The sequence below is a fragment of the Streptomyces sp. M92 genome, from assembly GCF_028473745.1.
Taxonomy (GTDB): Bacteria; Actinomycetota; Actinomycetes; order Streptomycetales; family Streptomycetaceae; genus Streptomyces.
Map to the genome: position 1 here is coordinate 2,026,278 of NZ_CP101137.1, position 20,582 is coordinate 2,046,859.

At 73.0% G+C, this 20,582-nt stretch carries 20 protein-coding genes; 17 read left to right on the plus strand and 3 right to left on the minus strand.

Features of this window, described 5'->3' with window-relative positions; genetic code table 11:
- The first annotated feature begins 26 nt into the window (after positions 1–26).
- The 13 genes from M6G08_RS09215 (at position 27) to M6G08_RS09275 (ending at position 13,642) form a co-directional block, all read left to right on the plus strand.
- The gene (locus tag M6G08_RS09215) at positions 27–1,487 is read left to right on the plus strand and encodes an MFS transporter (RefSeq protein ID WP_272586689.1); all 1,461 of its coding nucleotides are present in this window, start codon (positions 27–29) and stop codon (positions 1,485–1,487) included.
- A 56-nt stretch (positions 1,488–1,543) separates the two neighbouring features.
- Positions 1,544–1,957 carry a DUF3151 domain-containing protein gene (locus tag M6G08_RS09220; RefSeq protein ID WP_073726422.1) on the plus strand — a complete coding sequence of 138 codons (414 nt, stop codon included), beginning with the start codon at positions 1,544–1,546 and terminating at the stop codon, positions 1,955–1,957.
- 150 nt (positions 1,958–2,107) lie between these two features.
- Positions 2,108–2,923 (plus strand): tryptophan 2,3-dioxygenase family protein, encoded by an 816-nt coding sequence (locus tag M6G08_RS09225; protein ID WP_272586690.1) that lies wholly within the window; start codon positions 2,108–2,110, stop codon positions 2,921–2,923.
- Between the two features lie 28 nt (positions 2,924–2,951).
- Positions 2,952–4,187 (plus strand): kynureninase, encoded by a 1,236-nt coding sequence (gene kynU, locus M6G08_RS09230; RefSeq protein ID WP_272586691.1) that lies wholly within the window; start codon positions 2,952–2,954, stop codon positions 4,185–4,187.
- Between the two features lie 45 nt (positions 4,188–4,232).
- Positions 4,233–4,574, plus strand: a complete 342-nt coding sequence (locus tag M6G08_RS09235; protein ID WP_073726428.1) for a hypothetical protein — start codon at positions 4,233–4,235, stop codon at positions 4,572–4,574.
- A gap of 152 nt (positions 4,575–4,726) precedes the next feature.
- Positions 4,727–5,716, plus strand: a complete 990-nt coding sequence (locus M6G08_RS09240) for an alpha/beta hydrolase fold domain-containing protein (RefSeq protein WP_272586692.1) — start codon at positions 4,727–4,729, stop codon at positions 5,714–5,716.
- A 248-nt stretch (positions 5,717–5,964) separates the two neighbouring features.
- Complete coding sequence (locus M6G08_RS09245; protein ID WP_272586693.1) at positions 5,965–6,954, plus strand: alpha/beta hydrolase; 990 nt, start codon at positions 5,965–5,967, stop codon at positions 6,952–6,954.
- Positions 6,947–8,161, plus strand: coding sequence for an acyltransferase family protein (locus M6G08_RS09250; RefSeq protein WP_272586694.1), 1,215 nt, complete (start codon positions 6,947–6,949; stop codon positions 8,159–8,161). Before M6G08_RS09245 ends, M6G08_RS09250 begins: the two co-directional genes overlap by 8 nt.
- Complete coding sequence (locus tag M6G08_RS09255) at positions 8,154–9,539, plus strand: sensor histidine kinase (RefSeq protein ID WP_272586695.1); 1,386 nt, start codon at positions 8,154–8,156, stop codon at positions 9,537–9,539. The genes M6G08_RS09250 and M6G08_RS09255 overlap by 8 nt, the downstream gene beginning before the upstream one ends.
- Positions 9,536–10,225 carry a response regulator gene (locus tag M6G08_RS09260; RefSeq protein WP_217250785.1) on the plus strand — a complete coding sequence of 230 codons (690 nt, stop codon included), beginning with the start codon at positions 9,536–9,538 and terminating at the stop codon, positions 10,223–10,225. The genes M6G08_RS09255 and M6G08_RS09260 overlap by 4 nt, the downstream gene beginning before the upstream one ends.
- Before the next feature lie 13 nt (positions 10,226–10,238).
- The gene (locus M6G08_RS09265) at positions 10,239–11,666 is read left to right on the plus strand and encodes a sensor histidine kinase (protein WP_443048767.1); all 1,428 of its coding nucleotides are present in this window, start codon (positions 10,239–10,241) and stop codon (positions 11,664–11,666) included.
- The gene (locus M6G08_RS09270; RefSeq protein WP_073726441.1) at positions 11,663–12,337 is read left to right on the plus strand and encodes a response regulator; all 675 of its coding nucleotides are present in this window, start codon (positions 11,663–11,665) and stop codon (positions 12,335–12,337) included. Before M6G08_RS09265 ends, M6G08_RS09270 begins: the two co-directional genes overlap by 4 nt.
- Before the next feature lie 75 nt (positions 12,338–12,412).
- Positions 12,413–13,642 (plus strand): cytochrome P450, encoded by a 1,230-nt coding sequence (locus tag M6G08_RS09275; RefSeq protein WP_272586697.1) that lies wholly within the window; start codon positions 12,413–12,415, stop codon positions 13,640–13,642.
- A 38-nt stretch (positions 13,643–13,680) separates the two neighbouring features.
- On the opposite strand, the gene M6G08_RS09280 is transcribed toward M6G08_RS09275, so the two are convergent.
- Positions 13,681–15,351: an ABC transporter permease gene (locus M6G08_RS09280; protein ID WP_272586698.1), complete on the minus strand. Its 1,671-nt coding sequence runs from the start codon at positions 15,349–15,351 to the stop codon at positions 13,681–13,683.
- Positions 15,348–16,265, minus strand: a complete 918-nt coding sequence (locus M6G08_RS09285; protein WP_272586699.1) for an ABC transporter ATP-binding protein — start codon at positions 16,263–16,265, stop codon at positions 15,348–15,350. Before M6G08_RS09285 ends, M6G08_RS09280 begins: the two co-directional genes overlap by 4 nt.
- 73 nt (positions 16,266–16,338) lie before the next feature.
- Here M6G08_RS09285 and M6G08_RS09290 point away from each other — a divergent pair, with 73 nt between their 5' ends.
- Positions 16,339–16,845, plus strand: a complete 507-nt coding sequence (locus M6G08_RS09290) for a GbsR/MarR family transcriptional regulator (protein ID WP_272586700.1) — start codon at positions 16,339–16,341, stop codon at positions 16,843–16,845.
- A 52-nt stretch (positions 16,846–16,897) separates the two neighbouring features.
- Complete coding sequence (locus tag M6G08_RS09295) at positions 16,898–17,488, plus strand: Uma2 family endonuclease (RefSeq protein WP_272586701.1); 591 nt, start codon at positions 16,898–16,900, stop codon at positions 17,486–17,488.
- A 33-nt stretch (positions 17,489–17,521) separates the two neighbouring features.
- Here the strand turns inward: M6G08_RS09295 and M6G08_RS09300 are convergent, their stop codons facing one another.
- Positions 17,522–18,448, minus strand: a complete 927-nt coding sequence (locus M6G08_RS09300) for a diacylglycerol kinase (protein WP_272586702.1) — start codon at positions 18,446–18,448, stop codon at positions 17,522–17,524.
- Between the two features lie 185 nt (positions 18,449–18,633).
- Here M6G08_RS09300 and M6G08_RS09305 point away from each other — a divergent pair, with 185 nt between their 5' ends.
- Positions 18,634–19,917, plus strand: coding sequence for an adenylosuccinate synthase (locus tag M6G08_RS09305; RefSeq protein WP_073726453.1), 1,284 nt, complete (start codon positions 18,634–18,636; stop codon positions 19,915–19,917).
- A gap of 141 nt (positions 19,918–20,058) precedes the next feature.
- Positions 20,059–20,550, plus strand: a complete 492-nt coding sequence (locus M6G08_RS09310; protein WP_336299029.1) for a DUF3515 family protein — start codon at positions 20,059–20,061, stop codon at positions 20,548–20,550.
- Positions 20,551–20,582: the final 32 nt, after the last annotated feature.

The window sequence follows — 20,582 nt, forward strand, 5'->3', positions numbered from 1 at the left end:
GCCGGGCTCGCTGTATACCTGGGACCATGCCCGACGTCCGGCTGGCCGCACCGCAAGGCAGATGGATTCTGCTGACCACCGTCCTCGGCTCCGGCATGGCGATGCTGGACTCGACCGTCGTCAACGTCGCGCTGCCCCGCATCGGCCGCGACCTCGACACGGACCTCGCCGCGCTCCAGTGGACCGTCAACGCCTACATGGTCACGCTGGCCGGGCTGATCCTCCTCGGCGGGGCGCTCGGCGACCGCTTCGGGCGGCGCCGGATCTTCGTGCTCGGCGTGCTCTGGTTCGCCGCCGCGTCCCTGCTGTGCGGTCTCGCTCCGAACGCCGGCGTCCTGATCGCCGCCCGCGCCCTCCAGGGTATCGGCGGCGCCCTGCTCACCCCCGGGTCGCTGGCCCTCATCCAGGCGTCCTTCCACCCGGACGACCGGGGCCGGGCGGTGGGCCTGTGGTCGGGGTTCGGGGGCGTCGGCGCGGCGGTGGGCCCGTTCGTCGGGGGCTGGCTGGTGGACGGTCCGGGCTGGCGCTGGGTGTTCCTCCTCAACGTCCCCCTGGCCCTGCTCTGCGCGCCGGTCGCCGTGCGCCACGTGCCCGAGTCGTCGGACGAGCGCGCCCACGGCCGCTTCGACGTGCTCGGCGCCGTCCTCGGCGCCGCGGCCCTCGGGCTGCTCACGTACGCCCTGATCGAGGCGCGCACGGCGTCCTGGGCGGTGGCGGTCAGTGCCCTGGCGGGGGTGGCCGCGGCGGTGGCCTTCGTCGTCGTCGAGCGGCGCCGCCCCGATCCGATGATGCCGCCGGACATCTTCGCCTCCCGCCAGTTCACCGCGGTCAACCTGGTCACCCTGTGCGTCTACGCGGCCTTCGGGGGCTTCTTCTTCCTGGCCGCGCTCCAGCTCCAGGTCGTCGTCGGCTGGTCGGCGCTGGCCGCCGGTACGGCGCTGCTGCCCACCACCCTGCTGATGCTGCTGCTCTCCGCGCGCTCCGGCGAACTCGGCGAGCGCGTCGGCCCGCGCCTCCAGCTCACCGTCGGCCCGCTGCTGTGCGCGGCCGGGATGCTGCTGATGCTGCGGGTCGGTCCGGGCGCCTCGTACCTCGCCGACGTGCTGCCCGCGCTGCTGGTGCTCGGCCTGGGCATGGTCACCCTGGTGGCACCGCTGACGGCGACCGTGCTGGCCTCCGTGGACACCGCCCGCGCGGGGCTCGCCAGCGGCGTCAACAACGCCGCGGCCCGTGCCGCCGGGCTCGTCGCGGTGGCCGCGCTGCCGCTGCTCACCGGGATGGGGGAGGAGGCGTACCGGAGGCCGGACGCCTTCGACGACGCGTTCGGCCCGGCCATGCTGATCTGCGCGGGCGTGCTGGTGGCGGGCTCCCTCGTCGCCGTCACCACCGTGCGCCGCCCGGCCCCGGACTACCGCAGGCCGGAGTGCCGCACGCACGGCTCGGTGGCGGTGCCGCCACTGGAGGGGGAGCGGGACGGCCGTCCCTGACCGGAACGTGCGCGACCCGCTCCGGCGTTCGCGCGCCCATGCCGCAGACTTGTGCCATGGCCATTCACGAGAACCTCCTCGGGGGACCGCCCCCGACCCACCTCCCCGACGACCCCGGTCCGCGCGAGCTGCTGGCCGGCGGGACCTCGGCCGCCGACGTCGCCGCGAAGTACCCGACGTCCTCGCTGGCCTGGGCCCGGCTGGCCGACGAGGCGTACGAGCGGGGCGGCGTCGTGGAGTCGTACGCGTACGCCCGTACGGGCTACCACCGCGGCCTGGACTCCCTGCGCCGCAACGGCTGGAAGGGCCACGGACCGGTCCCCTGGAGCCACGAGCCGAACCGCGGCTTCCTGCGCGCCCTGCACGCCCTCGCCCGCGCCGCCCAGGCGATCGGCGAGAAGGAGGAGTACGAGCGCTGCAGCCAGTTCCTGAAGGACTCCTCGCCGGAGGCGGCCGAGGTCCTGGGCTGAACCGCGCCCGTGCCGCAAGGCCCGTCCGCCGTGCGCGGGCGGGCCTTGCGGTTTCCTGCGACGATTGCGGAGGATGCCGTGTGGGGACCGGGGCCCCGTGCCGGTAACGGCAGGGCGGACCGCTACCCGTAGTGCCATCAGGAGACAGAAATGTCCCACGACGCCCCGAATCTCGACTTCGAGGGCAGCACGCCGTACGAGGACTACGTCAAGGCGGACGTGCTCACCCATCTCCAGCACACCCTCTCCGACGATCCCGGAGAGATGGTCTTCCTGGTCACGACCCAGGTCATGGAGCTGTGGTTCACCGTCGTCGTCCACGAGTGGGAGACCGCGGCCCGCGCCCTGCGCGAGGACCGGACCGACGTGGCGAGGGACGCGCTGAAGCGTTCGGTGCGGGAGCTGGAGGCGCTGAACGCCTCCTGGACGCCGCTCGCGGGCCTCACGCCCGCCCAGTTCAACTCCTACCGCAGCGCCCTCGGCGAGGGTTCCGGCTTCCAGTCGGCCATGTACCGCCGCCTGGAGTTCCTGCTCGGCGACAAGTCCGCGTCCATGCTCGTCCCGCACCGCGGCGCCCCGCGCGTCCACGCCGAGCTGGAGAAGGCGCTGCACGAGCCGAGCCTGTACGACGAGGTGGTCCGGCTGCTCGCCCGGCGCGGGTACGACATCCCCGACGCGGTGCTCCAGCGCGACGTCACCAAGAAGTACGAGGCGGCGCCCGAGGTGGAGGCCGCCTGGACGGCCGTTTACTCCGGTGACCAGAACGGCGAGCTGGCCCGCCTCGGCGAGGCCCTCACCGACGTCGCCGAGCTGGTGTGGCGCTGGCGCAACGACCACCTGGTCGCCACCCGCCGCGCGATGGGCTCGAAGACGGGCACGGGCGGCTCCGCCGGGGTGGCCTGGCTGGAGAAGCGGGCCCGCGGCAACGTGTTCCCCGAGCTGTGGACGGCGAGGTCCTATGTCTGAGCGAGGTCTTACGTCTGAGCGAGGTCTTGTGTCCGAGGCGCTCGATCTCGCCGGCGAGGCCGGGAAGCTGGACGCCGCCGACGGGCTGGCCGCGGTGCGCGAGCGGTTCGTCCTCGACGACGTGACGTACCTGGACGGCAACTCGCTGGGCGCCCTGCCCGCGCACGTTCCCGACCGCGTGGCGGACGTCGTGCGCCGCCAGTGGGGCGAGCTGCGCATCCGGTCCTGGGAGGAGAGCGGCTGGTGGACCGCGCCCGAGCGGATCGGCGACCGCATCGCCCCGCTGGTGGGGGCGGCGGCCGGGCAGGTCGTGGTGGGCGACTCCACGAGCGTGAACGTCTTCAAGGCGCTGGTGGCGGCGGTGCGGATGGCGGCGCAGGACGGAGGGGACGGAGCGGACGGTCCCGCGCGGGACGAGATCCTCGTGGACGCCACCACCTTCCCCACGGACGGGTACATCGCCGAGTCCGCCGCCCGGATGACGGGGTGCACCCTGCGCCCGGTCGCCCCGGCCGAGGTGCCGTCGGCGCTGGGGGACCGTACGGCCGCCGTACTCCTCAACCACGTCGACTACCGCACCGGCCGGCTGCACGACCTGCCCGCCCTCACGGCCGCCGTGCACGCGGCGGGCGCGTACGCCGTCTGGGACCTGTGCCACAGCGCGGGCGCGCTGCCGGTCGGGCTCGACGAGCACGGCGTGGACCTGGCGGTCGGCTGCACCTACAAGTACCTCAACGGCGGCCCCGGCTCGCCCGCCTACCTCTACGTGCGCCGGGACCTCCAGGCCCGCTTCGACTCCCCCCTGCCGGGCTGGAACTCGCACGCCGAGCCGTTCGGCATGCGGCCGGGGTACGAACCGGCCTCCGGTGCCCTGCGCGGCCGGGTCGGCACGCCGGACATCCTCTCCCTGCTCGCCCTGGAGGCGGCGCTGGACGTGTGGGACGAGGACGCGGTGTCGGTGGCGGCGGTGCGGGCCAAGTCGCTGGCGCTGACGGACTTCTTCCTGCGCTGCGTCGGGGAGTACGTGCCGGACGGCCGGGTGGAGTCCGTGACGCCCGCGGCGCACGCCGAGCGGGGGAGCCAGGTCTCGCTGCGCTGCGAGGACGCCGGTGACGTGATGAAGCGGCTGATCGAGCGCGGGGTGGTCGGGGACTTCCGGGCCCCGGACGTCCTGCGGTTCGGCTTCACTCCGTTGTACGTCGGGTTCGCGGACGTGGAGCGGGCGGCGCGGGTGCTGGCCCGGACGCTGGACGCTGCGGGCTGAGTGGGCTGAGGAACCGGTGGCGGGCTCCGGCGCGTGAACGCGGGTATGGACGATGTGGATCACCGGACCCGTGGCTGCGCCGGATGCCTGGCCGCGAGCGTCGTCGGCGTGCTGACGGCGCTGTTCGCCTGGGCGCCGAACGCACGCGTCAGTGTGACCGGCGGTTTCGAGCAGCAGCACCGCGATCTGAGTGTGCTGTACGTCGACCTGCCGCTCGTCGCGTTCGGCGGCGCGCTCGTGCCGGCCGTCGCGTGGCTGCTGGGTCTGCGTCTGCTGGGCGGCCGGGCGTGGGCCGCGGCGCTGGTGGCGGTGGCCGCGCTCGGGCTGGGGGTGTGGGGGCTGACGGCCTGGTGGACGCCGTACGAGCGGCCCGAGTTCATGGGGTAGGGCGCCCGCTGAACCGTTCGCTCCTGCCCATTTCCCTCACCCTGCGTGACATCCCCGTGTTCGCGCACGTCACCGGCCTGATACCGTCCCGCCAACGGCCGAATCCCCACTTCCGGTCCGCCAACACCGTGTCGTCGCTGAGAGGTTGCAGCATGCCGGACGCCGCCGCAGAACCGGGCACCTCGGCCGGGCGGGCCGCCGCGGAGGAGAAATCGGCCCTGTCCCGTCCGGCGGTCGACCCGGACAGCACCGCGGCGTACGGCGAGCATCCCGACCAGGTGATCGACTTCTACGCGCCCCGGGGAGCCGGAGGAGCGGGCGGCCGCCCGTCCCCCGTCGTCGTGGTGCTGCACGGAGGCTCGTGGCGGGCGCCGTACGACCGCCGCCATGTCAGCCCGTTCGCGGACTTCCTGGCCCACAGGGGATTCGCCGTGGCCAGTGTGGAGTACCGGCGCGGTGCTGAGGGGGAAGTTGGTGCCGGTGCCGGTGCCGGTGCCGGTGCCGGTGCCGGTGGCGGTGGCGGTGGCGGTGCTGGTGGCGGTGCTGGTGGCGGTGGCCGGGGCGTGGGCGGCGGTCCGGTCGCCGGGCGTTGGCCCGACACCTTCGACGACGTGGCCGCCGCGCTCGACGCGCTGCCCGCGCTGGTACGGCAGCACCTCCCCGGGGCCGATCCGGGCCGCACGGTGCTCACCGGCCACTCCGCCGGCGGCCACCTCGCGCTGTGGGCGGCGGCCCGGCACCTGCTGCCCGCCGACGCGCCCTGGCGCCTGGACCGTCCGGCGCCCCTGCGCGGTGTGGTCGCCCTCGCGCCGATCGCCGACTTCGGGGTCGCCGGGAAGATGGACGTGTGCGGTGGTGCTGCCCTTCAATTCCTCGGCGGGGAGCGGTTCTTCGAGGAGCGGCGGCCTTGTGCCGACCCGTCCCTGCTGCTGCCCACCGGTATCGCGACGGCCCTCGTGCAGGGGCGTGCCGACGTGGACGTGCCACAGGCGGTCGCGGAAGCGTACGCCGACGCGGCGGCGAAGGCGGGGGAAGTGGTGGGCTTGACGCTGCTGGAGGACGTCGGCCACTTCCCGCTGATCGACCCGGCGGCGGACGCCTGCGCGGTGGTGGCGGAGGAGATCGCGCAGCTGGCTTGGTGAACTCGGGCCCCGGTGCTCTGGAACTCTGGGCTCAGGGTTCTGGGCTCGTGGCTCGTGGCTCGTGGGTCGCGGCTCGTGGCTCAGGGCTCAGTGCTCAGGGCTCAGGGCTCAGGGCTTTGGGGCATACCCGTAGTACCTGAGAGCTACTCGGCAGGTGAGCTCCGGAGCGGGACGCAGGTTACCCGGCTCGATCCATAACTTCCCTTTCAGGCAAGCCCGATGGGCGGGCTAGCTGGAGGGGAGAGGCCATGGGGCCCGGGACGACGGCACGTTGGCGGCGGCGCGCGAACAGATGGCGCCGTACCGTCATCGCCGCGCTCATCTGTACTGCCGTGGTCCTCCCGCTCTCCGGCGCCGCACAGCCCGAGGTCCCCGCCCCGCCGCCCGCCGCGTTCGCGGCCCCCACGGCCGGCAAGCTGGAGGAGGCGTACGCCGCCAACCGGGCCAACGCCGCCGAGGCGTCCCGGATGGCCGCCGACCACGGCGACCGTCACCGCGCGGCGGCGGACCGCGCGATGGCCGACCCGGCCCGGCAGCTTCTCGCCTTCGACGGCCGGGGCGCCGGCCTGGCCACGGAGGTCTTCGGCGACCTCGCCCACGCCGACCGCGTCGCCGTCCTCGTACCGGGCTCCGACACCGGCCTCGACACCTACGGCCGGTTCCGCGCCGCCGCCCTCGCCCTGCACCGGCAGCTCGCCGCGACAGCTCCCGAAGGCACCGGTACGGCGGTCGTGGCCTGGCTGGGCTACGAGACGCCGGGCACCGTCAGCACCACGGTCGCCACCACCGATCGCGCCGACCGGGCCGCCCCGGACCTGCGCGCCCTTGTCGACGACCTGCGTGACATCACCGGCCCGGGCACCTCCCTCGCCCTCCTCTGCCACTCCTACGGCTCGGTCGTCTGCGCCCGGGCGGCGGACGGCCTGGACGTCAGCGACGTCGTCCTGCTCGGCAGCCCCGGCACCGGCGCCGACTCGGCCGCCGGGCTGCACACCAGGGCCCGGGTCTGGGCGGCGCGGGGTGCCGACGACTGGGTGGAGCACGTCCCGCACCTCAGCGCCGACCTCTTCGGCACCACCGTCGGCTTCGGCACCGACCCGGTCTCCCCGGACTTCGGAGCCCGGGTCTTCGCGGCCGGCGACGGCGGCCACAGCGACTACTTCGACCCCGGCTCCCTCTCCTTGACGAACCTGGCCCGGATCGCCCTGGGCGAGACCGCGGAGGTGACCCATGACTGACCCTGACCCGCGCGTCCTGCGGACCCTGCGCCGCACCGCCGAGCGCGTCGACGCCGCCACGCCAGTGGACCGGGACCGGGCCGTGGACGCCCTGCGCGCCTTCGCCATCCTCGGTGTGGTCCTCGGGCACTGGCTGGTCACGGCCCTGGTCGCCGACGGCGCGAGCCTGCGCGCGGCCAGCCCGCTGGCGGAGATGCCCTGGCTCGCCCCGGTCTCCTGGGTCTTCCAGACCCTCGCCGTGTTCTTCCTGGTCGGCGGCCACGTCGCCACCCGGGGATACGAGTCGGCCCGCGCCCGGGGCGTTTCCTACCGCCGCTGGCTTTCCGCCCGGCTGACCCGGCTGTTCCGCCCGGTCGCGGCCGTCCTCGCCCTGTGGACGCTGATCGCGGGGCTGCTGCTCGTGACCGGCGCGGAGTTCATGACCGTCCACACCCTGGTGAAACTGGCCCTGTCCCCCCTGTGGTTCCTCCTGGTCTTCGCCGCGCTGACCGCGGCGACCCCACTCCTCACCCGGCTGCACCCGCTGTGGCCGCTGGTCGTCGTCCTCCACGTCGACCTGCTCCGCTTCGGGCTCGGCGCCCCTGCCTGGCTCGGCTGGATCAACCTCGCCGCCGGCTGGCTGGTCCCCTACACCCTGGGCGCCGCCTGGACCCGCGGCGAACTGGACCGTCGCCGCGCGGGCTGGATCCTGCTCACCGGCGGCACGGCTGCGACCGCGGCGCTCCTCGCCTGGGCGGGCTACCCGGCCTCGATGGTCGGCGTCCCCGGCGCGGAGGTGTCGAACCTGAACCCGCCGACGCTGGCCGCCGTCAGCTTCGGTCTGGCCCAGTGCGGCCTGGCGCTGCTGCTGCGCGAGAGACTGCGGCGCACGATGCGGCGGCCCGTGGCGTGGGCGGCGACAGCGCTGGTCAACCTCTCCGCGATGACGATCTTCCTCTGGCACCAGACGGCGCTGATGGCGACCACGGCCACCGGCCTCCTCGCGGGCCGCCTGCCCGGCCTCCACACGCTCCCCGACGGGCTGGACTGGGTCGCCGCGCGGCTCATGTGGCTCCCGGTGTTCACGCTGGCCCTGGCGGGCTGCTGGGCCGCCTTCCGATCCTGCGAGCGCGGACCCGCACGCCGCGGCGGACGGCGCCGCGGCCGGGTCGTCCGCACGCACCGCACACCGGGATCGGCGGCGACGGAGGGTGTCCGTCATGTCTAGGGTGGACCAGGTGAAACAAGGGGGGAGCCGGCCGCGGGGCAAGGGCCGCATCGAGCACCTGCTGAAGGTGCTGCACGACGACCTGTGGACCTGGCGGGCGGACCCGCTGCCGCCGTCGGTGTGGCTGCGGTGGCTGCCCCACGGGATCGTGTGCCTGGCGGCGCTCGGTGTGCTGCTCGGTGATGCCGCCCAGCTCAACGACCACAGCAAACTGAGCCCGGAGTTCGCCTTCCTGATCGCGCTCGGGCAGGCCACCGCGATGGTTCTCGCGCTGTGGCGGCCGGTCCCGGCCTGGTGGCTGTCGCTGGCGGCCACGGTGGTCGCGGCCTCCGCCGTGCTCATGCAGCGCGAGGCCTTCAAATTCATGTGGCCGTGGACCTCCGCGGGGCTGATCGCGCACATGTTCGTCCTGCTGCTGCTCGCCCTGCGGGTGCGCACGCGCGTCGCGGTGGAAGTCCTGGTCCTGAGCACGCTGGCCACCTACGTGCTGCAAGGACTGATCGGCGCGCGGAACTACCAGCCCACCGGCCAGCTCGCGGTCGTCCTGTTCGCCGTCGTCGTCGTGCTCGGCATCGCCCTGCGAGGCCGCCGCGAGGCCCGTGCGGAGCTGGTGCAGCAGACCTCCCTCACCGCCGAGGAGAGAGCCCGCCGGACCCTGCTGGAGGAGCGCAGCCGCATCGCGCGCGAGCTGCACGACGTGGTCGCCCACCACATGTCCGTGATCTCCATCCAGGCCCAGGTCGCCCCCCACCTCGTCGAGAACCCTCCGGACGAGCTGAAGGAGAACCTCGCGGGCATCCGGGAGAACGCGCTGGAGGCCCTCACCGAGCTGCGCCGGGTGCTGGGCGTCCTGCGGTCCGAGCACCCGGAGACGGGCGAACCACTCGACGCACCCGGCAAGCCCGGCACGGCCGCCGCCCCGCATGCCCCGCAGCCCACCCTCGACCGGATCGACGCCCTGGTGGAGAACACCCGGGCGGCGGGACTGACCGTGGCCGTCGAGATCAGCGGCACCCGGCGGCCGCTGCCGCCGGGAGTGGAGCTGTCGGCGTACCGGATCGTGCAGGAGGCCCTGAGCAACGTGCTGCGGCACGCGCCGGGCGCCCGCGCCTGGGTCCACCTCACCCACCTGCCGACCGGCGTGCGCGTGGAGGTCGTCAACTCGCCGCCGGTGCGCAGGCCGCCGCCCTCGCAGGGCGCGGGCCACGGACTGCTCGGCATGCGGGAACGGGTCGCGATGCTCGGCGGCACCCTGACCGCGCACTCACTGCCGGACGGCGGCTACCAGGTGTCCGCCTTCCTGCCCGCCGACGGCACCGATCAGCCACCCCCCGACGACCCGAACATCAGCTACTACCCCGAGGACGGCAGCGCATGACGAGTGGGAGCGGCACCCCCGGCGTGATCCGCGTGGTGATCGCCGACGACCAGCAGATGGTCCGGCAGGGATTCACCGTGCTGCTCAACACCCAGGCCGACATCGAGGTGATCGGGCAGGCGGTGGACGGGCTGGACGCCGTGTCCAAGGTCGCCGAACTCGTCCCGGACGTGGTCCTGATGGACATCCGCATGCCGGAGCTGGGCGGCATCGAGGCCACCCGTCGCATCGTCGGGGCGAACCCGGACATCAGGGTGCTGGTGCTGACCACCTTCGACCTCGACGAGTACGTGTACGAGGCGCTGGTCGCGGGCGCCTCCGGGTTCCTGCTCAAGGACGCCTCCGCCGACCAGCTCGCCGAGGCGGTCCGGGTGGTGGCGGCCGGGGACGCGCTGCTCGCGCCGGGGGTCACGCGCCGGCTGATCACCGAGTTCTCCCGGATGCGTGACAGACCGCGCGCCCCGCTGAAGGAACGCGTCGGCGACCTCACCGAGCGGGAGACGGAGGTGCTCGCCCTGATCGCCCAGGGGCTGTCGAACGCGGAGATCGCCCAGCGGCTGGTGGTCGCCGAGCAGACGGTGAAGACCCACGTGGGCAGGATCCTGGTGAAGCTCGGCCTCAGGGACCGCACCCAGGCGGCGGTCTTCGCGTACGAGACGGGCCTGGTACGGCCCTCGGGGTACTGAGGAGCGAGGTGTCGTGGTCCTCGTAGTACCTGAGGCGGACACCGAAGGACCCCTCTCACTGGTGACGACCGCCCTCACCCGGTCGGCCTACGGTGTGAGCGTGACCGAGACGACTCACCCGCAGCACGGCGACGGGACGCCCCGCAGCCCGGAGTACCGGCTGTCCCGGAGCGCCCTGCGGGGACTGCGCCAAGACCTGTTCCACGACCCCTTCGCCTACCGGCCGCTGCCGCCCCGGCGCACGGACGGCCCGTTCGTCCGCCGGCTGCCCGGCCGGCTGCGGCAGCCCGCGCAGCACCTTCCGCACGCGGTGGTGGGTGCGACCGCGCTGTTCGCCCTGGCCGTCGGCTCGGTATCGGGCGGTCTGCCCGGCGGTGACGCACCGGCCCTGCTGTCCGGCATCCTGTGCGCCCTGCCGGTGCTCGCCACGCTGGTCCGGCCCATCGGCGCCTTCTGGCTGTCCCTGGCGGTGACCCCGCTGGTCGCGCTCATCAACGGCGACGGTCTGGACTGGCCGTGGATGCCCGGCGCGTTCGTCTGCCATCTCGCGGTGCTGATCGTCGTGGCGCTGCGCACCCGCCCCCGCACCGCTGTCTGGATGTGGGCCCTGACCTGCGTGTACGGCTTCCTCTCGGACATCGCCTTCGGCGGGTCGTACTCCTACACCAACAGCGGGCCCATGATGGTGACGTCCGCGTTCGCCCTGCTCGTGGTCTGTCTCTGGCACGTCCGGCAGACCGCCCGGCAGCAGGTGACCGCCCAGCAGACGGTCACCGCGCACGAGCGCTCCCGGCGCACCCTGCTGGAGGAGCGCACCAACATCGCGCGCGAGCTGCACGACGTGGTCGCCCACCACATGTCGGTGGTCGCCATCCAGGCCGAGGCCGCGCCGTACCGGGTGGAGAATCCGCCGCCGGAGCTGGAGCGGGCCTTCGCCACCATCCGGGAGAACGCGGTCGCCGCCCTCACCGAGCTGCGCCGCGTCCTGGGCGTCGTCCGCGCCGAGGACTACGAGGCCCCGGACGCCCCGCAGCCCACGCTCGCCGACCTCGACGCCCTGCTCGCCAACGTCCGCGACGCGGGCCTGAGCGTGGACAAGGCGGTGACCGGCGCGGTGCGCGAGCTGCCGCCGGGCGTGGAGCTGTCGGCGTACCGGATCGTGCAGGAGGCGCTGAGCAACAGCCTGCGGCACGCGCCCGGTGCCGCCGCCCGCGTGGAGGTCTCCTATGTGCTGGGCGGTCTCGGCCTGAGAATCGTCAACGGGCCGATGCCCGAACCGTCCCTGGTGAAGCCCTCACCGGGTGCCGGGCACGGCATCACCGGTATGCGGGAGCGGGTGACCATGCTGAACGGCGAGATGACGGCCGGCCTCACCGACGACGGGGGCTACGAGGTGGCGGTGTTCCTGCCGGTCACCGCGCCGAACGAAGGTGACGCATGACCGGCAGCACGATCCGCGTACTGATCGCCGACGACCAGATGATGGTCCGCGAGGGTTTCTCGGTCCTGCTCAACGCGATGCCGGACATCGAGGTCGTCGGCGAGGCGGTCAACGGGCGGGAGGCGGTCGCCAAGGTGCGCGAGCTCGCCCCCGACGTCGTCCTGATGGACATCCGCATGCCGGAGCTGAACGGCATCGAGGCGACGCGCGAGATCGTCGCCGCCGACGGGGCGGCGAAGGTGCTCGTCCTGACCACCTTCGACCTCGACGAGTACGTGTACCAGGCGCTGCGCGCGGGCGCCTCCGGCTTCCTCCTCAAGGACGCCTCGGCCCGTCAGCTGGCCGACGGGGTCCGGGTGGTGGCCGCCGGTGAGGCCCTGCTCGCCCCCTCGATCACCAAGCGCCTGATCACCGAGTTCTCGAAGCTGTCCGACGGCCCGCGCCTGATGCCCCAGGCGCAGGCGGCCTACGGCGACTTGACCGAGCGGGAGACGGAGGTGCTGGTGCTGATCGCGCAGGGCCTGTCGAACGGGGAGATCGCCGAGCGCCTGGTGGTCGCCGAGTCGACGATCAAGACGCACGTCAGCCGGATCCTGGTGAAGCTGGGCCTGCGCGACCGTACGCAGGCGGCGGTGTTCGCGTACGAGGCGCGGCTGGTGACGCCGGGCTGAGGGGGGAGGGGCCGGGTGGTCGGGCCGTCACCCAGCCCCCTGTTCAGCCTGGGTGCCACCGGCTAGCGTCCGTCCATGGCCGCCTTCGACCGCGACAGCTTCGACAGCTTCGACCCGTGGGACCCGGATTTCGTCGCCGACCCGTACCCCGGCTACGCCGAGCTGCGGGATCGGGGCCGCGTGCACTACTACGAGCCGACCGACCAGTGGCTGGTCCCGCACCACGCGGACGTCTCGGCGCTCCTGCGCGACCGCCGCCTCGGCCGGACCTACACGCACCGGTACACGCACGAGGACTTCGGCCGCACCCCGCCGCCCCCGGAGCACGAGCCCTTCCACACCCTGAACGACCACGGAATGCTCGACCTGGAGCCGCCGGACCACACCCGCATCCGGCGTCTGGTGTCGAAGGCGTTCACGCCCCGGACGGTGGAGCGGCTGAAGCCGTACGTCCGCTCCCTCGCCGACGAACTGGTCGGCCGTCTCGCCGAGGCCGGCGGCGGCGACCTGCTGACCGACGTCGCCGAACCGCTCCCGGTCGCCGTGATCGCCGAGATGCTGGGCATCCCGGAGCCGGACCGCGCCCCGTTGCGCCCCTGGTCGGCGGAGATCTGCGGAATGTACGAGCTGAACCCGTCCGAGGAGACGGCGGCGAGGGCGGTGCGCGCGTCGCTCGAGTTCTCCGAGTACCTGCGCACACTGATCGCGGCCCGCCGCGCGAAGCCCGGCGATGACCTGGTCTCCGGTCTGATCGCCGCCCACGACGAGGACGACGACCGTCTCACCGAGCAGGAGATGGTCTCCACCTGCGCCCTGCTCCTGAACGCCGGCCACGAGGCGACGGTGAACGCCACGGTCAACGGCTGGTGGGCGCTGTTCCGCAACCCGGCCCAGCTCGCCGCCCTGCGCGCGGACCACTCCCTGGTCCCGACCGCCGTGGAGGAGCTGATGCGCTACGACACCCCGCTCCAGCTCTTCGAGCGCTGGGTGCTGGACGAGATCGAGATCGACGGGACGACGATCCCGAGGGGCGCGGAGGTGGCGATGCTCTTCGGCTCCGCCAACCACGACCCGGCGGTCTTCACCGCCCCGGACCGCCTCGACCTCGCCCGCCGCGACAACCCGCACATCTCCTTCAGCGCCGGCATCCACTACTGCATCGGCGCGCCGCTGGCCCGTATCGAGCTGGCCGCTTCCATGACCGCCCTGCTGGAGCACGCGCCGACGCTCCGGCTCGCCGCCGAGCCGGAGCGCAAACCCAACTTCGTCATCCGGGGTCTGAAGGGGCTGGCCGTCGAGGTGTGAACGTCGAGGTGTGAACCCGGAGGCCGCCCTCGCCCCGCCTACTTCGTTTCCAGGTCCCGGCGCCGGAAGCCCGCCAGGCCCAGCCACGCCAGTCCGGCCGCGACGAGGGTCAGCACCAGCAGCGGCGTCCAGTTCATGTCCGCGGCGGGGAGCCGGGGGACGTGGCCGAAGGGGGAGAGGTTGTTCATCCATGCGGGGAACTGGAGGATCTGGCCGAGGTAGCCGACGACGAAGGCGTACACCGGCACGACCCAGGCCGCCGCGCTCGCCTTCGGGAACCAGCCGAACAGCACCGCCGCCACCCCGACCGTGACCCACAGGGCGGGGGCGTAGGCGAGGGCGGCACCGACCAGCCTCGGCACCAGGACGCCGTCACCGGTGGAGGCGGCGCCCGCGATGCCGAAGCCGAGCCCGGCCAGGAGCAGCACGAGCGTGCCGCCGATGGCCGCCACGGCCAGATGGCTGCCGGCCCAGCGGCCGCGTGACAGTCCGGTGGCGAGCAGCGGCTCGGCGCGTCCCGCGCTCTCCTCGGCGCGGGTCCGCAGCGCGGCCATCACGGCGTACACCGCGGCGACCACGGCGACGACCACCATCACCATCGACGCGAAGGCCTCCGCCATGCCGGAGCCGCCGATGCGCTCCAGGGCCTCCTGGAGCTGGTCGATGTCCTTCAGCATGTCCTCGGCCTGACCGAGGATCGACCCGTACATCGCGCCCATCAGGAACAGGCCCGCGCCGAAGCCGGCGAGCATGCCGCGGTGCAGGCGCAGCGCGAAGCCGAGCGGGGTGCCGAGCGCGCCGGAGGCGACCGGTCGGCCCAGCTTCTCCGGCCGGATGCCCGCGCCCACGTCCCGCCGGGTGGAGAGCACGAACCCCGTCGCCGCGCACGCCGCCGCCAGGACCAGGCAGAGCAGCAGCGGCCACCAGTCGTCGTCGACGTAGACGTAGGTGCGCTGCACCCAGCCGATCGGGGAGAGCCAGGACAGGACGCCGCTCTCGCCGCTGTCACCGGCGGCGCGCAGCACGTAGGCGGCGCCGATGACCGCGAGGGCCATGCCGGTGGCGCCGCGCGCGTGCGCGGTGAGCTGGACGGTGACCGCGGCGACGGCGGCGAAGACGAGACCGGCGGCGGCGTGGCAGGCGCCGTACAGCAGCGACCCGCCCGCGTCGATGCCGTCGATGCCGAGACCGGCCAGGCCGAGTGCCAGCAGCGCGGCGAGGACGAGGTTGGCGAGGGCCGCGACCCAGAGAGCGGCGGCGAGGTGGGCGTGCCGGCCGACGACCGTGGAGCGCAGCAGTTCGGCCCGGCCGGTCTCCTCCTCGGCGCGGGTGTGCCGGGTGACGGTCAGGACGCTCATCAGGCCGACGAGGACGGCCATGAAGCCGAGCATCTGGTGGCCGAGCATGGCGCCGGAGTCGTAGGCGTCGAGGTAGTGGCGCGGGCCCGACATGGCGAGGCCGGCCGGGCTGCCCATGGTCTCGACGGCATTGGCCCGGTCCTCGGGCGTGCCGTACAGCTCGGCGTAGCTGTTCGCGGTCGACAGGGTGCCCAGCAGCAGCGCCAGGATCCACACGGGGAGGCGGACGCGGTCGCGGCGCAGGGCGAAGCGGACGAGCGTGCCGGTGCCGGCCAGTGCCCCCGGGCCGCCCGCGGCGGGTCCGGAACGCGCCGGGGACTTGGCCGTGGTGGTGGCGGTCGTGGAGCTCATCGCACGGCTCCACGGACGTCGTTGGCGGGCAGGGCGTCGTCGTAGTGGCGGAGCATCAGCTCCTCCAGGGTCGGTGGGTGGCTGATCAGGCTGCGGATGCCGAACTCGGTGAGCTTGCGGACCGCGCCGTCGACCTCGCCGCCGTCGACGGCGAAGCGGACGCGGCCGTCCTCGGTCCGCAGGTCGTGGACGCCGGGCAGCGCGTCCAGGCCGGACGCGGGGCGTTCGGTCTCCGCCTCGATGGTGGTGCGGGTCAGGTGCCGCAGTTCGCCGAGGGTGCCGGACTGCACGATCCGCCCGAGCCGGATGATGCTGACCCGGTCGGCGAGCTTCTCCACCTGGGCCAGGATGTGGCTGGAGAGCAGGACGGTCTTGCCCGCGGCCTTGGCCTCGGTGATGACGTCCTGGAAGACGACCTCCATGAGCGGGTCGAGGCCGGCGGTCGGCTCGTCGAGGAGCAGCAGTTCGGCGTCGGAGGCGAGCGCGGCGACGATGGCGACCTTCTGCCGGTTGCCCTTGGAGTAGGCCCGGCCCTTTTTGGTCGGGTCCAGGCCGAACCGTTCGACCAGCTCGTCCCGGCGGCCCCGGTCCAGCCCGCCCCGCAGCCGCGCCAGCAGGTCGATGGCCTCGCCGCCGGTCAGGTTGGGCCACAGTTCGACGTCGCCGGGGACGTAGGCGAGGCGGCGGTGCAGTTCGACCGCCTGCGCCCACGGGTCCATGCCCAGGACCTGGGCGGCGCCGGAGTCGGCCCGCAGCAGGCCGAGCAGGACGCGGATGGTGGTGGACTTGCCGGCGCCGTTGGGGCCGAGGAAGCCGTGGACCTCACCGGCCTCGACGACCAGGTCGAGACCGTCCAGCGCGCGTGTCCGGCCGAACGACTTGTGGAGTCCGGAGACGCTGATTGCCTTCGTCATGCTTTGGAACGTACGCTAAATTCACAAATTTGTGAAGTTAAGAAAGCGTCAGGATGTGAGGGATGATCGAAGCATGAGGGAAGCCACGGAGCCGTCGGAACGGGAGCGCGATCCGGAGGCGGTGTCGCAGTTCGTGGAGGGCTTCGCCGCCCAGCTCGTCGAGGCCGGGATGCAGCGCATGCCCGCCCGGGTCTTCGCCGCGCTGCTCTCCTCCGACTCCGGGGCGCTGACCTCGGCCGAGCTCGGCGCCCGGCTCCAGGTCAGCCCCGCCGCCGTCTCCGGCGCCGTGCGCTACCTCGCCCAGCAGCACATGGTCTCGCGCGAGCGGGAGCCGGGCTCCCGCCGGGAGCGGTACCGGGTGCACAGCGACCAGTGGTACGAGGCGCTCACCAACCGCGAGGCGATCCTCAAGCGCTGGGAGGGCGCCCTGCGCGAGGGCGTGGCCAGCCTCGGCGCGGACACCCCGGCGGGCCGCCGCATGGCCGAGACGCTGGCCTTCTTCGAGTTCGTCGACGGGGAGATCGCAGCCATGATGGAGCGCTGGCGGGTGTACCGGGAGGAACGGTTCGGGCGGGCGTGACCGTTCCGCTACGCTGAGTTGCCGCTGGTTCGTCTCACGGGGAGGGCGCATCATGACAGTCATGGCAGAGCGACCGACGACAAACCGGACCGAGGTCAACAGCTTCGAGGATCTGCTGGACACCCTCGACGAGTTGGACGTGCCCGACGGCTACAAGGCCGAGATCATCAGGGGGAACATCATCGTGTCGCCGTGGTCCAAGGCGTACTACCTCGATGTCATGGAACTGGTCTGTGAGCAGCTTCGGCCGTATCTCCCCGAGGAGCACCGGATCAGCTTCGGTCCGTTCCTGTACGTCTTTCCGGGGGTGGAGCGCGCTTACGGTCCTGACATCCACGTGGCGCGGCGAAGCGTCAGCCGAAGCACCAGCACCCATATGGACGGGGAAGCCCTCGCCTTCGTCGCCGAATTGACCTCCTCTTCCACCCGCGACGACGACCTGACCGACAAGGTCGAGATGTACGGACGGGCAGGCGTCCCCGTCTACCTGCTCCTCGACATGCAGGAGGAGCAGGCCACGGTCCTGTGGACGCCGTCCGCCAAGGGGTACGGGTCGCGCATCACCCGCCCGTTCGGCGAGAAGCTCCCCATCCCCGCTCCGTTCGACTGCCTGCTGGACACCGCCGGCTTCCAGGCCCCCTGACGCGGCCCCACCGCGCTGCCCCACTCCGCGGCCCTACCTCGCAGGCAGCGTCAGCCCCCAGGCCCCCTCCCGCACCTCCCACGTCCGCGTCCGCACCGGCCCCGACACCACCGCGTCGGCCCGGTACCGGAAGTGCGCCCCCGACACGGTCACCGTCCGCCCCCGCGCCGTCAGCGGCGACACCTGCGCGCCCCACGCCGGCGGCCGCACCTCCACCTCGGCCTCCCCGTCGGCACCCGGCACCACCGAGACCCCCTCGACCGGCTGGTCCAGGTCCACCAGCGTCACGCCGTCGACCTCCACCCGCAGCCGGGAGGAACCGGTCGCCCCCGGAGCCCCCGTCCGTGCCGGCCGCGAGGGCGCCAGCGTCCGGACGAGGGACCGGCAGGTCCGCAGCCAGGGCCATGCCGGCGCGGACGCCGGGCGCGACCAGCCCGGCGCGGCGTCGTCGTCCGGGCCCACGAACGCCCCCTCGTCCTGGTCCCCGGCGACCGGCCCGATCCCGACCGCCCCCAGCACCACCCCGTCACTGTCGTCGACGAGCAGGTCCAGGCGCCGTTCCGCCCCGTCCAGCACCGCCCGCGCCGCCGCCACCGCGCCCGACGGCAGCCCCAGCGACCGGGTGAGGCCCAGCACCGGCCCCACCGGCACCACGGACAGTCCGCACGCCGCCAGCTCCCGGTGCCGGTGCAGCAGGGCGACGGCACGCAGCAGCGCCCGGTCGTCGCCGACCACCACCGGCCGCCGCGAGCCCCGCCGCCGCAGGGCCCGCGCGAACTCCTCCGGGCCGTCCGGCAGACACACTTTCGTGCTCGACGCACCGGCGCTGAGCACGTCTTTCGCGATCCGGACGGACTCCCCGTCCGCCCGCCGGGCGACCGGATCGACGACCACCAGAAGCGAAACGGACCTCGCGGAAGAGTTCGCGGAAGAGCTCGCGGAAGTCGCCACCTCGGCCATGCCTCGCTTCCTCGGGTAGCATCTTTGTGCAAGAGCCCCTTGCGCTATTGCGCCAGGGGCTTCGTCTATTCCGGGGCATCCGGTCCGACGGTTGGCGGCCAACGACGGTCGCGGTGTACGTGGCGGAAATCCACCGCGTACGCCCTCGACCATGGACATGCCCCGCCCGGAAGGGGTGTACGCGCGTGCCCGCACTTGTGCTGCTCGGTGCTCAGTGGGGTGACGAAGGCAAGGGAAAGGCGACGGACCTGCTCGGTGGCTCCGTCGACTATGTGGTGCGCTACCAGGGCGGCAACAACGCCGGCCACACGGTAGTCGTGGGCGACCAGAAGTACGCCCTCCACCTGCTCCCTTCCGGGATTCTCTCCCCCGGCTGCACGCCGGTCATCGGTAACGGCGTCGTCGTCGACCCGTCGGTCCTGTTCTCCGAGCTGAGCGGGCTGAACGAGCGAGGCGTCGACACGTCCAAGCTCCTGATCAGCGGAAACGCGCACATCATCACGCCGTACAACGTGACCGTCGACAAGGTGACGGAACGCTTCCTCGGCAAGCGCAAGATCGGCACCACCGGCCGCGGCATCGGCCCGACCTACGCCGACAAGATCAACCGCGTCGGCATCCGCGTCCAGGACCTCTACGACGAGTCGATCCTCACCCAGAAGGTCGAAGCGGCGCTGGACGTCAAGAACCAGATGCTCACCAAGCTCTACAACCGCCGCGCCATCGCCACCGGCCAGGTCGTCGAGGAGCTGCTGGGCTACGCCGACAAGCTCGCGCCGTACGTCGCCGACACCGTCCTGGTCCTCAACCAGGCGCTGGAGGACGACAAGGTCGTCCTCTTCGAGGGCGGTCAGGGCACCCTCCTCGACATCGATCACGGCACGTACCCCTTCGTCACCTCGTCGAACCCGACCGCGGGCGGCGCCTGCACCGGCGCCGGCGTGGGCCCGACGAAGATCAGCCGGGTCATCGGCATCCTCAAGGCGTACACGACCCGCGTCGGCGCCGGCCCGTTCCCGACCGAGCTGTTCGACGAGGACGGCGAGGCCCTGCGCCGCATCGGCGGCGAGCGCGGCGTCACCACCGGCCGCGACCGGCGCTGCGGCTGGTTCGACGCGGTGATCGCCCGCTACGCCACCCGCGTCAACGGCCTCACCGACTTCTTCCTCACCAAGCTCGACGTCCTCACCGGCTGGGAGCAGATCCCGGTCTGCGTGGCCTACGAGATCGACGGCAAGCGCGTCGAGGAGCTGCCGTACTCGCAGTCCGACTTCCACCACGCGAAGCCGGTCTACGAGATGCTGCCGGGCTGGAGCGAGGACATCAGCAAGGCGAAGTCCTTCTCCGAGCTGCCGAAGAACGCCCAGGCGTACGTCAAGGCGCTGGAGGAGATGTCCGGCGCCCCGATCTCCGCGATCGGCGTCGGCCCCGGCCGCGACGAGACGATCGAGATCAACTCGTTCCTGTAGGGGACCGAGGAGACAGGCCGGTGGCCGGGGACCCGCTCGGGGCCCCGGCCACCGGCGTACGGGCGCCGGATACGCTGGCCGGTGTCAGCGGCGGACAAACAGCGCGGAGCGGATCGGAACATGCGCAAGCCCACCACCCGGATGTGGAAGCCCGGCACCCGGACGTGGATCTGGCTGGCCGTCGCGGTCGTCGCCGTCACCGGAGGGCTCCTCTACGTCGACGGCCACCGTGTCTCCGCCGCCCCGCACGCGGACGACGCCAAGTGCGGCAAGGTGGTCGACCGCCTCCCCGACGACATACCCGGCGCCTCGCGCGACTGGGCCCTCGGCGACGGCGTCGCCTCCTGGGGCGGCCAGAAGGCGGTGTTCCGCTGCGGCGCCGAGGAACTGCCGCCCAACATCAACCTCTGCGTCACGGCCGACGACGTCGACTGGGTGCTGGACGAGAAGCGGCTGGGGAGCGACGGCGTGAGCGTGCTGCGGACCTACGGCCGCTCCCCGGCCGTCGAGCTCACCTACACCGGGCCGCGCGAGGAGGTGGGCGGCGTCCTCGCCGCGCTGGGCCCCGCCGTGAAGTGGATCCCGCAGGAGCGCGAGTGCGTCGGCCTCCAGGACGCCGAGATCGCTCCGTAACCGGCCGCACCGCGACCGTTCGGCCCACTTCC

What these genes read in the sequence shown, in the direction of transcription:
- M6G08_RS09215 (WP_272586689.1), top strand. Translation starts at nt 27, where the DNA reads ATGCCCGACGTCCGGCTGGCCGCACCGCAAGGCAGATGGATTCTGCTG.
- M6G08_RS09220 (WP_073726422.1), top strand. Translation starts at nt 1,544, where the DNA reads ATGGCCATTCACGAGAACCTCCTCGGGGGACCGCCCCCGACCCACCTC.
- M6G08_RS09225 (WP_272586690.1), top strand. Translation starts at nt 2,108, where the DNA reads ATGTCCCACGACGCCCCGAATCTCGACTTCGAGGGCAGCACGCCGTAC.
- M6G08_RS09235 (WP_073726428.1), top strand. Translation starts at nt 4,233, where the DNA reads ATGGACGATGTGGATCACCGGACCCGTGGCTGCGCCGGATGCCTGGCC.
- M6G08_RS09240 (WP_272586692.1), top strand. Translation starts at nt 4,727, where the DNA reads ATGCCGGACGCCGCCGCAGAACCGGGCACCTCGGCCGGGCGGGCCGCC.
- M6G08_RS09245 (WP_272586693.1), top strand. Translation starts at nt 5,965, where the DNA reads ATGGGGCCCGGGACGACGGCACGTTGGCGGCGGCGCGCGAACAGATGG.
- M6G08_RS09250 (WP_272586694.1), top strand. Translation starts at nt 6,947, where the DNA reads ATGACTGACCCTGACCCGCGCGTCCTGCGGACCCTGCGCCGCACCGCC.
- M6G08_RS09255 (WP_272586695.1), top strand. Translation starts at nt 8,154, where the DNA reads ATGTCTAGGGTGGACCAGGTGAAACAAGGGGGGAGCCGGCCGCGGGGC.
- M6G08_RS09260 (WP_217250785.1), top strand. Translation starts at nt 9,536, where the DNA reads ATGACGAGTGGGAGCGGCACCCCCGGCGTGATCCGCGTGGTGATCGCC.
- M6G08_RS09270 (WP_073726441.1), top strand. Translation starts at nt 11,663, where the DNA reads ATGACCGGCAGCACGATCCGCGTACTGATCGCCGACGACCAGATGATG.
- M6G08_RS09275 (WP_272586697.1), top strand. Translation starts at nt 12,413, where the DNA reads ATGGCCGCCTTCGACCGCGACAGCTTCGACAGCTTCGACCCGTGGGAC.
- M6G08_RS09280 (WP_272586698.1), bottom strand. Translation starts at nt 15,351, where the DNA reads ATGAGCTCCACGACCGCCACCACCACGGCCAAGTCCCCGGCGCGTTCC.
- M6G08_RS09285 (WP_272586699.1), bottom strand. Translation starts at nt 16,265, where the DNA reads ATGACGAAGGCAATCAGCGTCTCCGGACTCCACAAGTCGTTCGGCCGG.
- M6G08_RS09290 (WP_272586700.1), top strand. Translation starts at nt 16,339, where the DNA reads ATGAGGGAAGCCACGGAGCCGTCGGAACGGGAGCGCGATCCGGAGGCG.
- M6G08_RS09295 (WP_272586701.1), top strand. Translation starts at nt 16,898, where the DNA reads ATGACAGTCATGGCAGAGCGACCGACGACAAACCGGACCGAGGTCAAC.
- M6G08_RS09300 (WP_272586702.1), bottom strand. Translation starts at nt 18,448, where the DNA reads ATGGCCGAGGTGGCGACTTCCGCGAGCTCTTCCGCGAACTCTTCCGCG.
- M6G08_RS09310 (WP_336299029.1), top strand. Translation starts at nt 20,059, where the DNA reads ATGTGGAAGCCCGGCACCCGGACGTGGATCTGGCTGGCCGTCGCGGTC.